We start from the raw sequence: 12,325 nt of genomic DNA on the forward strand, positions 1-12,325 counted from the left end.
CAGCATGGGCCGGAGTTCGACCGCCCCACAGTGCCGAAAGTTGCGGCGGCTGTCACCCGCCCGCGGCGGGAAATTGCGTGCCGAAAGCCGCCCTTCGGCGCCCGCGCCGCTCGGCGTTCAGCTGGGGGGAAGGTTCGGGTTAGCCCGGCGTTAGCCTCGCCGGCCCGCGGTCGAAGGCGCGTGAGCGCAACGCGCTCAGGCGCCGGCGGCCACGCCCGCTTCCATCGCCGAGCGATCGGCGTGGTAGGACGAGCGCACCAGCGGGCCCGAGGCGACGTGGCCGAAGCCCAGCTCGTAGCCGTAGGCCTCCAGCGCCTTGAACTCGTCGGGCGTCCAGTAGCGCAGCACCGGGTGGTGGTGCGCGGTCGGCTGCAGGTACTGGCCGATGGTGACCATGTCGACGTCGTGCGCGCGCAGGTCGCGCAGGGTCGCCTGCACCTGCTCCAGGGTCTCGCCCAGGCCGAGCATGATGCCGGACTTGGTCGGCACGCCCGGGTGCTGCGCCTTGAACTTCCGCAGCAGGGTCAGCGACCACTGGTAGTCCGCGCCCGGGCGCACGTTGCGGTACAGCGCCGGCACGGTCTCGATGTTGTGGTTGAACACATCCGGCGGGTTCGTCGCCAGGATCTCCAGCGCGCGCTCCATCCGGCCCTTGCCGCGGAAATCCGGGGTGAGGATCTCGATCTTGGTGCGCGGGCTGTGCCCGCGGATCGCGGCGATGCAGTCGACGAAGTGCTGGGCGCCGCCGTCGCGCAGGTCGTCGCGGTCGACGCTGGTCACCACCACGTAGCGAAGGCCCATGTCGGCGACGGTGCGCGCCAGGTTCAGCGGCTCCTCCGGGTCCGGCGGCTTGGGCCGGCCGTGGGCGACGTCGCAGAAGCTGCAGCGGCGGGTGCAGACCTCGCCGAGGATCATGAAGGTCGCGGTGCCGTGGCCGAAGCATTCGTGGATGTTCGGGCAGCTGGCCTCCTCGCACACCGTGACCAGGCGGTTCGCGCGCAGCTTGGCCTTGAGCTGCTGCACCGAGTTGTCCGCGGGCAGGCGCACGCGGATCCACGAGGGCTTGCGCAGCACCGGGGCGTCGGCGAACTGCACCGGCGAGCGGCCGATCTTGTCGCCGCCGAGCTGCTTGGCGCCCGGCTGCAGCGGCGCGGGCGCGTCGCCGACGACGGCGAGCGGGATGGTCTTGGCGGCGGAATCGCTCATGGCGGGAGGGTCTTGGCCGCGGCTCGCCGCGGAGGAACACGGAGGGAGGATCGGTGCGCCCGGCCGCGGAATCCGTGGCTAGAGATCGGAAGGCGCCGGCTCGACGGCGAGGCCAAACAGGCGGGCGACATGGCCGACCAGCACCGGCTTGACCGCGTCCAGGCCGGACGGGCCGCCCAAGTCTACCATCGCGGTCACCGCCATCCCGGCGTAGCCGCAGGGGTTGATGCGCCGGAACGGTTCCAGGTCCATCGCCACGTTGAACGCCAGGCCGTGAAAGGTGCAGCCGCGGCGCACGCGGATGCCGAGCGCGCCGATCTTGGCCCCGTTCACGTACACCCCGGGCGCGCCGTCGCGGCGCTCGGCGTGGATGTTCCAGTCGGCCAGGGTGTCGATCATCGCCTGCTCGATCCGGTGCACGTACTCCTTCACCCCGACCCCGAGCCGCTTCAGGTCGAGCAGCGGATACAGCACGATCTGCCCGGGGCCGTGGTAGGTGACCTGCCCGCCGCGGTCGACGTGCAGCACCGGGATATCGCCCGGCATCAGCACGTGCTCGTCCTTGCCGGCCTGGCCGAGGGTGAACACCGGGTCGTGCTCGACCAGCCACAGCTCGTCGGCCGTGGCGGCGTCGCGCGCGTCGGTGAAGGCCTGCATCGCCCGCCATACCGGCGGGTAAGGGCGCCGGCCGAGGTCGCGCAGCCGCGCCACGCGCGCGCCCGCCTGCGGCAGCGCCGCCGGCGCGCCACCGGGAACCGCGGCGTCCGCCGGCATGTTCACAGCGTCCATTTCACTTCCGGGTGGTCGCGCAGCAGCTGGTGCGCGCGCTCGTACTGCGCCCGGCTCCCGGCGCGGAAGCTGAGCCGCACCGAGACGTAGCGGCCGCTGCTGGACAACCGCCAGGTCACCGACTCCTGCACCAGTTCGATCCCGGCGTCGAGCAGCAGGTTCGGCAGCACCGTCTCGAGCGCCTTGTCCGCCGCGCCCATCGCGCTGAGCTCGAAAACGCCCGGGAACTGGAAGCCGTGCTCGGGGTTGTCGGATTTGATCTCCATGCCCGGATTATGGACCCGCCCCCCCGCGAACCCAAGGGCGGCGGCGGGACGCTGCATTGCCTGCGGCGCCCCGGTCGCGGGGCCGCCGGATCGAACCGGTCCGGTCGGGATCGCCCCCTCGGCGGCGCCGGCGCCACGCCGCACGGCCGATCGAGTCGGCCCGGCCCCAAAACGGCGAAAGGCCACGCGCGGCGGCCTTTCTCCCGTCCCGGCGAGGCTTATTGCGCCGCCGGATGCTCGTCGCGCGGATCGCGCTTGGACAACTCCAGCAGCGAGGACGAGACCCAGCCCTTGTTGCCGAGCTCGTCCTCGACCTCCCACATCAGGTCCTGCTTGTTGCCGGTCGGGTAGAGCATCATGCCGACATCGAGCGAGCGCACGACCTTGGCGCCCGCGGGCGTGGTGAACAGCCGCGCCGGCTTGATCACCGTCACCGCCTGCTGGGCATTGGCCGCGGAGGCGTCCTCCGGCAGGCCGCCGAGCTGCGCGACGATGTCGGTGTACGCCTGCAGATAGGCCATGGTGATGACCTGGCCGATTTCGGTGTTGGCGTAGCCGCCCAGGCCGGCGCCGCCCAGGCCGCTGCCGCCGAACAGGCCGACGCCGGCGCCGAAGCCGATGTCGGTCTTGGTGGCGTTGCCTTCCGCCATCGCCACCTGCTCGGACGAGCGCACGTCGGTGACCGTCAGCACCACGTCCGCCGTCTTCTTGCGGAAGCTCAAGGCGCCGCCGAGCGCCGCGCCGCGGCTGCCGCCGAGCAGGCCGCCGATCAGCGCGCCCACGCCGTTGCCGCCCGCGTCGTTGTTGCGCGCGATCAGGTCCGGCACCATCACGTAGTCGGCCGCCTTGATCTGGCCCTTGCCGACGTTCGAACGGCCGCGCAGCTCGCCCCCGTACGCGAGCTCGCGTTCGCGCATCGCCGCCTCCATGCCCACGCCGCGATCGAGCAGCGTGAAGCAGCGCGACTTGTTGACGAAGACCTTGATCAGCTTGGACGGCGCGGGCAATTGCTGGCCGGTCCACCAGTCGGTGGCGTCCTCCGGCTCGACCACCGAGATGGTGCCGAGCTTCCTGGCGCAGACCGGGATCTGCGCGACCTTCTCGGCACGCAGCTCCTGTGCGCTCTTGCGCTGCGCCTGGACCGGCCCCGAGGCGAAGACCATCGCGCCGCCGAGCACGCAAGCGGCGGCGGCCGAGAACACGGAATGGTTCATGACGTTTCCCTGTTGTAAGTGTCGTCCGTGGAGCGCCGCGGTGACGCCCCCCCCTGTGCCGGGCAGCCGGCTCCCCTAGCCGGCCGCCCCGGGGGAATTCTAGCGGATCGCGATTGCGGCCGCGGCCCGCCTCAGTCCGATTCCCACCACATCCAGAACTCGTCCCACAGGCGCTTGAAGAAGCCGCCTTCCTCGACCGCGTTCAACGCGACCAGCGGGCGCTGGGCGACGACCTTGCCGCCGAGGCTGACCTTGACCGTGCCGATCTTCTGGCCCTTGGCGATCGGCGCGACCAGGGTCTTGGGCACGTCCATCGTCGGCTTCAGCTGCTGGTACTTGCCGCGCGGCACGGTCACCAGCAGCGGCTGCGCCAGGCCGAGCTGGACCTGGTCGGCGGCGCCCTTCCAGACCTTCTGCCGGGCGATGGCCTTGCCGGCGTCGTACAGGCGGTGGGTCTCGAAGAAGCGGAAGCCCCAGTTCAGCAGGGCCTGGCTGTCGTCGGCGCGCTGCTTCTCCGAGCTCGAGCCCATCACCACCGAGATCAGGCGCTGGTCGCCGCGCTGCGCCGAGGCCATCAGGCAATAGCCCGCCGACGAGGTGTGCCCGGTCTTGATGCCGTCGACCGAGGGGTCGCGCCACAGCAGCAGGTTGCGGTTGCGCTGGGTGATCGGGCCGACGGTGAACTCCTTGATCTTGTTGTACGAATAGGCCTTGGGGAAGTCACGGATCAGCGCGCGGCCGAGCAGGGCCAGGTCGTGCGCGGTGGTGACGTGGCCAGGCTCGGGCAGGCCGGTGGCGTTGAGGAAGTGGCTGCCCTTCATGCCGATGCGCTTGGCGTAGGCGTTCATCAGCTGGGCGAACGCCTGCTCGCTGCCGGCGACGTGCTCGGCCAGGGCGATCGCGGCGTCGTTGCCGGACTGCACCACCATGCCCTTCTCCATCTCTACCAGCGGCGCGCTCTTGTTGACCTCGAACCCCGAGTAGCTGCCGTCGGTGCCGGCGCCGCCCTTGCGCCAGGCGTTCTCGGTCATCATCACCGGGTCGGATTCCTTGATCTTGCCGGCGGCCATCTCCGCGGCGATCACGTAGCTGGTCATCACCTTGGTGATGCTGGCCGGCTCGACCGGCTGGTCGTAGTTCTCGCCGGCGAGGACGTTGCCGCTGGCCACGTCCATCAGCACCCAGGCGGTGCCGACGATCTTCGGCGGCGCCGGCACCGGCAGCGCGTCGCTGGCGGCGGGGCGTGCCGGCTGCGGCGCGGGCGTCTGGGCGACGGCGAGACCGACCGCGAGCGTGGCGATCGCGGCGAGGACGAAACGGGATTTCATTGGTTCGACTGCTCCGGCAGGCCGGTCGCGGACCGGCCGATCACTGAAAAGGAAGGCATTCTAGTCGCGCACGCGTTGCGGCTGGCCGAATCCCAGACCGGCGATGCGCGCGGCGAGTTCCGCCGCGCGCGCGGCCTGCAGCGGCCCGACCCGCAAGCGCCAGATCTTCTGCCCGTTGGCGGCGCCGTCGAGCAGGCGCGCCTCGCCGATGCCCGCTTCGCGCAGCATCGCCAGGGCGCGATCGGCATTGGCGCGCGCGGCGAAGCTGGCGACCTGCAGGACCACGTCGGCGCCGCCGTCCGCCGCGGGCGCGCCCGGCGCCGGCGCCGGCGCAGGAGCGGCGGTCGTCGCGGCGGCGGCGGCCGGGGAGGACGCCTGCGCGGCGCGCCGCTGCGGTTCGGAACGGCCGAGCCTAGCGGCGGGCGGCTGCGCCGGCTTGCCAGTGGCGATGCTGAGCTTGCGCGCCTTCATCCAGGCGTCGAACTCGTCGGCGCTCATCGGCTTGCCGTCCTGCAGCATGTCGAAGCGGTGCGCATCGCCGCGGGCCGGAGCCGGCGCGGCCCGCGCCGGCTCCCCGGCCTGCGCCGCCCGCCCGCCGGCGCCGGGCATCGCCGCGACCAGCTTGTCGATCGCGCTGGCCCCGTTAGCCGCCGGCGCGGCGGCGATGCGGGTGCGCGCCGACGGGTCGTCCGGCGTCAGCGCGCGCACCTCGACCCGCCCGGTGCCGTGCGGATGGATGCCGAGCTTGACCGCCGCGGCGTAGCTCAGGTCGATGATGCGGCCGTCGTGGAACGGCCCGCGGTCGTTGACCCGCACCACCACCGACTTGCCGTTGTCGAGGTTGGTCACGCGGGCGAAGCTCGGCAGCGGCAGCGTCTTGTGCGCGGCGGTGAACGCGTACATGTCGTACACCTCCAGGTTCGAGGTGCGGCGGCGGTGGAACTTCTGCCCGTAGTAGGAGGCGATGCCGCGTTCGACGTAGCCGCTGGGGTCGTCGAGCACGCGGTAGGTCTTGCCGAGCACGGTGTAGACCGGGCGGTTGCCGACCGGCGAGCGCGGCTCGGCCACGACCTCGGGTTCGGGAATCGCGTCGACGTCGGGGACATGGTCGGGCAGGCTGTCGGGCACGCCCGGCTTGTACAGGCCGCCGGCGGTGTAGTCGCCGCGCGTGCGCGGATCCTCCTGCGCCGGCGCGTACGGCGACTTCTTGCGCCCGCCCGGCAGCGGCGCGCGCTCGACCTTGCCGCCGTCGCCGGCCGCGGCCGGCCCGGAGGCGGACTTCTTCGGCGCGCCTGCGCAGGCGCTCAGCCCGATCGCGATCGCCGCGGCGGCGAGCGCGCCCCTCATGCCGGCGGCGGCTCCGCGGCCGCGGCCGCGAGCGGATCGGCGCGGCCGGCGATGGCTTCGGCCAGCTGGTACACCGCCATCGCGTAGTGCTTGGAGATGTTGTAGCGGGTGATCGCGTAGAAGTTGCGGAAGCCCAGCCAGTACTCCGGCCCGTTCGCGCCGTCGAGCGTCAGCAGGGTGGCCGGCTCCTCCGGCGCCACCGCGCCGCGCGGCCGGTAGCCGCGCGCCTGCAGGTCGGCGACGGTGTAGACCGGCTCCAGCGCTTCCGGCGCGATCTCCGCCGCGCCCGGGTCGCGAGCGGCCGGCAGCGTCACCGGCCCGCCGCGCACCCAGCCGCCCTTCTTGACGAAGTAGTTGGCGACCGAGGCGAACACGTCGTCGAGGTTGCCGAACAGGTCGCGCTTGCCGTCGCCGTCGCCGTCGACCGCGAACTCGCGATAGCTCGACGGCATGAACTGGCCCCAGCCCATCGCCCCGGCGTAGCTGCCGGTGAGCGCGGTGATGTCCAGGCCGGCCTCCTTGCCGAGCGCGAACAGCTGGCCGAGCTCGCCGCGGAAGAACGCCTCGCGGCGGTTCTCGCGGTCGGCCTTGGCCGGGTCGCCGCTGCGGGGATAGGCGAAGGCCAGCGTGTACAGCGCATCGAGCACCGGGTAGCGGCCGGTGTTGGCGCCGTAGCTGGTCTCCACGCCGAGGATCGCGACGATCACCTCCGCCGGCACGCCGTACTGCGCCTCGGCGCGCGCGAGCCGCGCGCGGTGCTCGGCGAGGAACGCGCGGCCGCCGTCGATGCGCGCCTGGGTGATGAAGATCGGCCGGTAGTCGCGCCACGGCTTGGCCTCGGCCGGGCGGGACATCGCCGCGACGATGCTGTCGCGGATCTGCGCGCGCGCAAGCACCGATTCGATGTAGGCCGGGTCGAGCCCGTATTGCGCGGCGGTGTCGCGCACGAACGCGGCGCGCGCCTGCTCCAGCGGCATCGGCACCACCGGCTCCGGCAGCGCCGGCGTGCCCGGCACCGGCGGCGGCGCGACCGCAGGCGCCGGTGCGGCCGGTGGCGGCGCCGGCGTGGCCGCCGCGGGCGGCGGCGCGGCCGGGGTGGCGCAACCGGCGAGGACGGCGGCGAACGCGGCCGTCAGCACGGCGGTCGGCACGATCGGGACCGCGCCGGACGCGGCGCTGCGGGCAAGGAGGCGTCGGCTCATCGCGGCGAGGTTAGCACGCGGATTCGCGCGCCAGAACCGCGCGCGGGCGATCGCTCGGATGCGAGTCAGCTTCGTCGCGGCGGCCATGCGCGATGCGACGGCCGGGCCGGACGCGCCGCCGCCGCCGAGGCGCGAGAGGCATCGCCCCGGGTTCGCTGGGCCGCCTGCGGCTCGGCCCCTGCCGCGGGCCGCGTCAGCGCGCGTAGATCGGCCGGTGCGCGCGCACCGCCATCACCACGCCGAGGCCGGCGAGCAGCGACACCGCCGAAGTGCCGCCGTAGCTCAGCAGCGGCATCGGCACGCCGACCACCGGCAGCAGGCCCGCGATCATGCCGCCGTTGACCACCACGTACACGCACAGCGCCAGGCCCAGCGCGCCGGCCAGCAGGCGCGAATAGCCGTCGCGCGCCTGGCTGGCGATCCACAGGCAGCGCCCGACCACGAACAGGTACAGCGCCAGCACCGTGGCCACGCCGGCCCAGCCGAACTCTTCGCTGAGCACGGCGAAGATGAAGTCGGTGGTGTGCTCGGGCAGGTAGTTCAGGTGCGACTGCGTGCCCTGGCCCCAGCCCTTGCCGGTGAGCCCGCCGGCGCCGATCGCGATCTTGCTCTGGATGATGTTCCAGCCGGTGCCGAGCGGGTCCGACTCCGGGTCGAGGAAGGTCAGGATGCGGTCCTTCTGGTACGGCTTGAGCAGCCAGAACCAGGCCACCGGCGCGGCCGCGGCGACGCCGCCGAGCGCGGCCGCGAACCACCACCACGACAGCCCGGCCAGGTACAGCACGAACGCGCCGCTGATCGCCACCAGCATCGCCGTGCCGAAATCCGGCTGCAGCAGGATCAGCCCGGTCGGCGCGGCGATCAGCGCGCCGGCGATCAGCACGTGGCGCAAGCGCGGCGGCAGGCGCTGCCGGTCCAGGTACCAGGCCACCATCATCGGCAGCGCCAGCTTGAGCAGCTCGGCGGGCTGCACGTAGACCACGCCGAGGTCGAGCCAGTGCCGGCCGTGCTTGCCGGTGCCGATCAGCAGCACCAGCAGCAACGGCACCAGCGCGGCGACGAACACCACCGGCGTCCAGTAGCGCAGCTGCGCCGGCGGCAGGCGCGAGAGCAGCCACATCGCGCCCAGCCCGGCGACGAAGAACGCGCCCTGGCGCAGCACCAGGCCGGCGTCGTGGTCGGCGGCGCTGTACAGCACCGCCAGGCCGATGCCCATCAGCGCCAGCAGCGCGCCGAGCAGCGGCAGGTCGAGCGTGCGCGCCAGGCGCAGCAGCAGGTCGAGCAGCCAGCGCAGGATCAGGCTCATCGGGCGGGCTCCGCGGGGGCCGCGACCGGCGGTGGCGAGGCCGGCGGCAGGCCGGCGGCGGGCGCGGGCGCAGCCCGGCCCGATGCCGCCGCGCCGGCGCCCGGTTCCGCGCCGGCAAGCGGCGGCGGCGCAGAACCGGCGTCGCGGCCGCCCGCCGCCGGGCCGGCCGCACCGGCGGCGGACGCGCGCAGCGCCGGGGCCTCCGGCTCGGGCATCTTGCCGAGAAGCCAGGCGTCGAAGATCTTGCGCGCGATCGGCGCGGCGGTGCTGCCGCCGTAGCCGCCGTGCTCGACCACGACGGCGAGCGCGATGCTCGGATTGTCGGCCGGCGCGTAGCCGACGAACAGCGCCTGGTGGCGCAGGTGGTACGGCAGCGAATGCGGATCGAAGCTCTGGCTGCCCTTGCGGCTGATCTTCTGCGCGGTGCCGGTCTTGCCGGCGATCAGGTACGGCGCGCCGCGGCCGATCGCGCGCGCGGTGCCGCCGCCGTGCACGGTCGCCAGCATCGCGTCCTGGACCGCGCGCAGGTGCTCGGGGTGGTCGGTGATCGGCCGCGGCGCCGGCTGCGGCAACGGCGTCCACGGCGCGTCGTAGCCGTCGCGCCGCGCCGCGGCCAGGTGCGGGCGCATCAGCTTGCCGCCGTTGGCGATCGCCGCGGTGGCGCGCACCAGCTGCAGCGCGGTGGCGATCCAGTAGCCCTGGCCGATGCCGGCGTTGACGGTCTCGCCCGCGTACCACGGCTCGCGGCTGCGCTTGGCCTTCCACTCCGGCGACGGCACCACGCCCGGGTTCTCGCCGAGCAGGTCGATGCCGGTGCGCTCGCCGAAGCCGTACTTGCGCATGTAGGCGTCGAAGCGCTCGATGCCCATGTCGTAGGCGAGCTTGTAGTAGTAGTAGTTCACCGACTGCGCGATCGACTTGCGCAGATCGGTCCAGCCGGCGCCGCCGTGGGAGTCGCGCCAGCCGCGGCGCTGGCCCGGGATGCGGAACTCGCCGGTCGAGTACACCGCGTCCCCGGGCTTGCGCAGGCCGCTGTCCAGGCCGGCCAGCGCGATCAGCGGCTTCACCGTCGAGCCCGGCGGGCCGCCGCCGAGCACGTTGCGGTTGAACAGCGGCCGCGACGGGTCGTCCATCAGCGCGCGGTAGTCCTTGTTGGAGATGCCGTTCACGAACAGGTTCGGGTCGTAGCCGGGCAGGCTGACCATGCCGAGGATCTCGCCGCTGCGCGGGTCCATCGCCACCGCCGAGCCGTCCAGGTCGCCGAACGCGGCGACCATCGCCCGCTGCAGGTCCAGGTCCACGCTCAGGCGCAGGTCGGCGCCGGGCGTGGCCGGCACGTGGCCGACCCGGCGCATCGGCCGGCCGTCGACGTTGGTCTCGATCTGCTCGTAGCCGAGCCGGCCGCGCAGGATCTCCTCGTAGTAGCGCTCCAGGCCGGTCTTGCCGATGTGGGTCAGCGCGGCGTTGCCCTCGCCCAGCGTCTTGAGGTCGTCGGCGTCGATCCGGCCGACGTAGCCGATCACGTGCGAGAACAGCTCGGCATGGGGATAGCGGCGGTTGAGGTACGGCACCAGCTCGACGCCGGGGAAGCGCCAGCGGTCGACCGCGAAGCGCGCCGCCTCCTCCTCGCTGACGCGCAGCTTCAGCGGGATCGGCTTGTAGCCGCGGGTGGCGCGGCGCTCGTCCTCGAAGCGCGCCACGTCCTCGGGGCTGAGCGCGACGATCCTCGCCAGCGCCGGCAGCCAGGCCTCGGTCTTGCCGGCCTCGAACGGCGTCACCTCGATCCGGTAGGCCGGCACGTTGTCGGCCAGCACCCGGCCCTTGCGGTCGAAGATCAGCCCGCGCCCGGGCACCACCGGGCGCAGCTTGATCCGGTTCGCTTCCGAGCGCGTGGCGTAGTCGTCGTGCTGCCAGACCTGCAGGCGGAAGTACCAGAACGCCAGCCCGCCCAGCGCGAGCACGACCCCGGCGAAGGCCAGCAGCGAGCGGCGCCGGAACTGCTCGGCCTCGGCGGCGGGGTTCTTCAGGACGCGGCGGCGCGGCCCCATCTCAGCGCCTCCGCCAGCCGCCCAGGCGCAGCGTGTCCAGGGCCAGGAACACCGGCGGCCACAGCAGCAGCCCGGTCAGCGGCGCCAGCCAGAACGCCGCCGGCAGCAGCGGCTCGCCGACCGCGAGGTGGATCGCCGCGACCACGATGCGGTCGTTGAGCAGCAGGCCGCCGATCGCCAGCGCCTGCTGCGACATCGGGAAGAAGCGCAGCCGCGCGCGGAAGCGCTGCAGGATGAAGGTCATCACCACCAGGCGCAGGGCCTGCTCGCCGAACAGGCTGCCGGTGGCCAGATCGCCCGCCAGGCCGAGCAGGAAGGCGAAGCCGAGGCCGGCGCGGTCCGGTTCCTCGATCACCCAATACGCCAGCACCAGGGCCAGCCAGTACGGGCGCAGCGGCTGCAGCAGCGGCGGCAGCGGCAGCAGGCTCAGCAGCAGCGCCGCCAGCAGGCTCAACGGCAGCACCCATTGCGGACGCAGGCGGGTCATCGGCGCGGCTCCGCGGGCCGGTTCGGCGGCGGCGAAGGCGCGGGCGCTGCCGCGGCGGCGCGCGGGCGGGCGGCACCGGCCGGCGCCGGTGGAGCGGCGGCGGGCGCGCCGGTGGACGCCTCGGCCGCGGGGTTCGCCGGCGGATGCGCCGTCGCCGCCGGCGCGGTGCCGTCGGCCGGTGCTTCCCGGCCGAAGGCGCCGGCGGCCGGCGCCGCATGCGGCACCGACAGCAGCACCAGCACCTCGCGGCCGCGGTCGAGCTGCGCCGCCGGCGTCACCTCGCCGACCAGGAACGCGCGGCTGTCGTCCGGCTGCAACCGGGCGATGCGGCCGACCGGGAAGCCGGGCGGGAAGCGCCCGCCCATGCCCGAGGTCACCAGCAGGTCGCCGACCTTGACGTCGCTGGACAGCGGCACGCTGGCCAGGCGCAGGCGGTCGCTGCGGCCCTCGCCGTACACGGTGAGCCGCACGCCGGTGCGCGCCACCGCCACCGGCACCGCATGCGAGGGGTCGGTGATCAGCAGCACGTTGGCGTACATCGGCGTGGTCGCGATGATCTGGCCGAGCAGGCCGCCGGCGTCGATCACGCTCTGCCCCGCCCGCACCCGGTCGCGGCCGCCGGCGTCGAGCACCAGGCGCTGCCGGGTCGGGTCCAGGTCGATGTCGAGGATCGGCGCCAGCATCACGTCGAGCTGGCCGCGGCCGGCGGCGTCGAGCAGGCCGCGCAGGCGCTCGTTGTCCGCGGCGACGGTCTGCAGCCGCGCCATCCGCGCCTGGTTGAGCAGCAGCTCGCGGCGCAGGCGGCGGTTCTCCTCGGTGAGCCGGGCCAGGGTGCCGGCGTCCTCGCCGATGCGTTCGAACAGCCGGCCGGGCACGCCGGCCAGCATCCACAGCGGCTGCGCCGCCAGGGTCGCCTGCTGCCGCGCCTGGCGCAGCCAGCCGCCGCGGTGGTCGAGCACGATCAGCACCACCGCGAGCGCCAGATAGGCCAGCAGCCGCAAGGTGCCGGCGACGTCGGCGCGAGCGGCTGCGGGAGGACCGGCGTAAGGCGGCACGAGGGCGGGCGCGTGAGGGGGGACGGGAAGCGAGAGGGAGCGCCGGAGCGGACCTGCGGCGCGAGCCGGGCCATTGT

General features: G+C 73.6%; 11 protein-coding genes. All 11 read right to left on the reverse strand.

Annotated elements, in window-relative coordinates:
- Positions 1–195: 195 nt before the first annotated feature.
- The 11 genes from lipA to mreC all read right to left on the reverse strand — a co-directional run bounded on the left by lipA (position 196) and on the right by mreC (position 12,248).
- Positions 196–1,206, reverse strand: a complete 1,011-nt coding sequence (gene lipA / locus EDC50_RS07835; RefSeq protein WP_123769930.1) for a lipoyl synthase — start codon at positions 1,204–1,206, stop codon at positions 196–198.
- A 78-nt stretch (positions 1,207–1,284) separates the two neighbouring features.
- Positions 1,285–1,980, reverse strand: a complete 696-nt coding sequence (gene lipB / locus EDC50_RS07840) for a lipoyl(octanoyl) transferase LipB (RefSeq protein ID WP_199742069.1) — start codon at positions 1,978–1,980, stop codon at positions 1,285–1,287.
- Between the two features lie 2 nt (positions 1,981–1,982).
- Entirely contained in the window at positions 1,983–2,261 is a 279-nt protein-coding gene (locus EDC50_RS07845) for a DUF493 family protein (protein ID WP_123769932.1), read from the reverse strand.
- Between the two features lie 218 nt (positions 2,262–2,479).
- The gene (locus tag EDC50_RS07850) at positions 2,480–3,475 is read right to left on the reverse strand and encodes a CsgG/HfaB family protein (protein ID WP_123769933.1); all 996 of its coding nucleotides are present in this window, start codon (positions 3,473–3,475) and stop codon (positions 2,480–2,482) included.
- A gap of 131 nt (positions 3,476–3,606) precedes the next feature.
- A complete protein-coding gene (locus EDC50_RS07855; RefSeq protein WP_123769934.1) occupies positions 3,607–4,803 on the reverse strand; it encodes a D-alanyl-D-alanine carboxypeptidase family protein in 1,197 nt (398 codons plus the stop codon).
- A 60-nt stretch (positions 4,804–4,863) separates the two neighbouring features.
- On the reverse strand, positions 4,864–6,150 hold the full coding sequence (locus EDC50_RS07860) for a septal ring lytic transglycosylase RlpA family protein (protein ID WP_123769935.1): 1,287 nt from the start codon (positions 6,148–6,150) through the stop codon (positions 4,864–4,866).
- Positions 6,147–7,352, reverse strand: coding sequence for a lytic murein transglycosylase B (gene mltB / locus EDC50_RS07865; protein WP_123769936.1), 1,206 nt, complete (start codon positions 7,350–7,352; stop codon positions 6,147–6,149). The genes EDC50_RS07860 and mltB overlap by 4 nt, the downstream gene beginning before the upstream one ends.
- A gap of 193 nt (positions 7,353–7,545) precedes the next feature.
- Complete coding sequence (gene rodA, locus EDC50_RS07870; RefSeq protein ID WP_123769937.1) at positions 7,546–8,658, reverse strand: rod shape-determining protein RodA; 1,113 nt, start codon at positions 8,656–8,658, stop codon at positions 7,546–7,548.
- On the reverse strand, positions 8,655–10,706 hold the full coding sequence (mrdA, locus tag EDC50_RS07875) for a penicillin-binding protein 2 (protein WP_123769938.1): 2,052 nt from the start codon (positions 10,704–10,706) through the stop codon (positions 8,655–8,657). Before mrdA ends, rodA begins: the two co-directional genes overlap by 4 nt.
- Before the next feature lies 1 nt (position 10,707).
- A complete protein-coding gene (mreD, locus tag EDC50_RS07880; RefSeq protein WP_123769939.1) occupies positions 10,708–11,193 on the reverse strand; it encodes a rod shape-determining protein MreD in 486 nt (161 codons plus the stop codon).
- Positions 11,190–12,248 (reverse strand): rod shape-determining protein MreC, encoded by a 1,059-nt coding sequence (gene mreC, locus EDC50_RS07885; protein ID WP_123769940.1) that lies wholly within the window; start codon positions 12,246–12,248, stop codon positions 11,190–11,192. Before mreC ends, mreD begins: the two co-directional genes overlap by 4 nt.
- Positions 12,249–12,325 lie beyond the last annotated feature (77 nt).

It is taken from the genome of Vulcaniibacterium tengchongense (assembly GCF_003814555.1).
Taxonomy (GTDB): Bacteria; Pseudomonadota; Gammaproteobacteria; order Xanthomonadales; family Xanthomonadaceae; genus Vulcaniibacterium; species Vulcaniibacterium tengchongense.

Excerpts from the sequence above, each read along its gene's own strand:
- lipA (WP_123769930.1), bottom strand. The coding sequence starts at position 1,206 with ATGAGCGATTCCGCCGCCAAGACCATCCCGCTCGCCGTCGTCGGCGAC.
- lipB (WP_199742069.1), bottom strand. The coding sequence starts at position 1,980 with ATGCCGGCGGACGCCGCGGTTCCCGGTGGCGCGCCGGCGGCGCTGCCG.
- EDC50_RS07845 (WP_123769932.1), bottom strand. The coding sequence starts at position 2,261 with ATGGAGATCAAATCCGACAACCCCGAGCACGGCTTCCAGTTCCCGGGC.
- EDC50_RS07850 (WP_123769933.1), bottom strand. The coding sequence starts at position 3,475 with ATGAACCATTCCGTGTTCTCGGCCGCCGCCGCTTGCGTGCTCGGCGGC.
- EDC50_RS07855 (WP_123769934.1), bottom strand. The coding sequence starts at position 4,803 with ATGAAATCCCGTTTCGTCCTCGCCGCGATCGCCACGCTCGCGGTCGGT.
- EDC50_RS07860 (WP_123769935.1), bottom strand. The coding sequence starts at position 6,150 with ATGAGGGGCGCGCTCGCCGCCGCGGCGATCGCGATCGGGCTGAGCGCC.
- mltB (WP_123769936.1), bottom strand. The coding sequence starts at position 7,352 with ATGAGCCGACGCCTCCTTGCCCGCAGCGCCGCGTCCGGCGCGGTCCCG.
- rodA (WP_123769937.1), bottom strand. The coding sequence starts at position 8,658 with ATGAGCCTGATCCTGCGCTGGCTGCTCGACCTGCTGCTGCGCCTGGCG.
- mrdA (WP_123769938.1), bottom strand. The coding sequence starts at position 10,706 with ATGGGGCCGCGCCGCCGCGTCCTGAAGAACCCCGCCGCCGAGGCCGAG.
- mreD (WP_123769939.1), bottom strand. The coding sequence starts at position 11,193 with ATGACCCGCCTGCGTCCGCAATGGGTGCTGCCGTTGAGCCTGCTGGCG.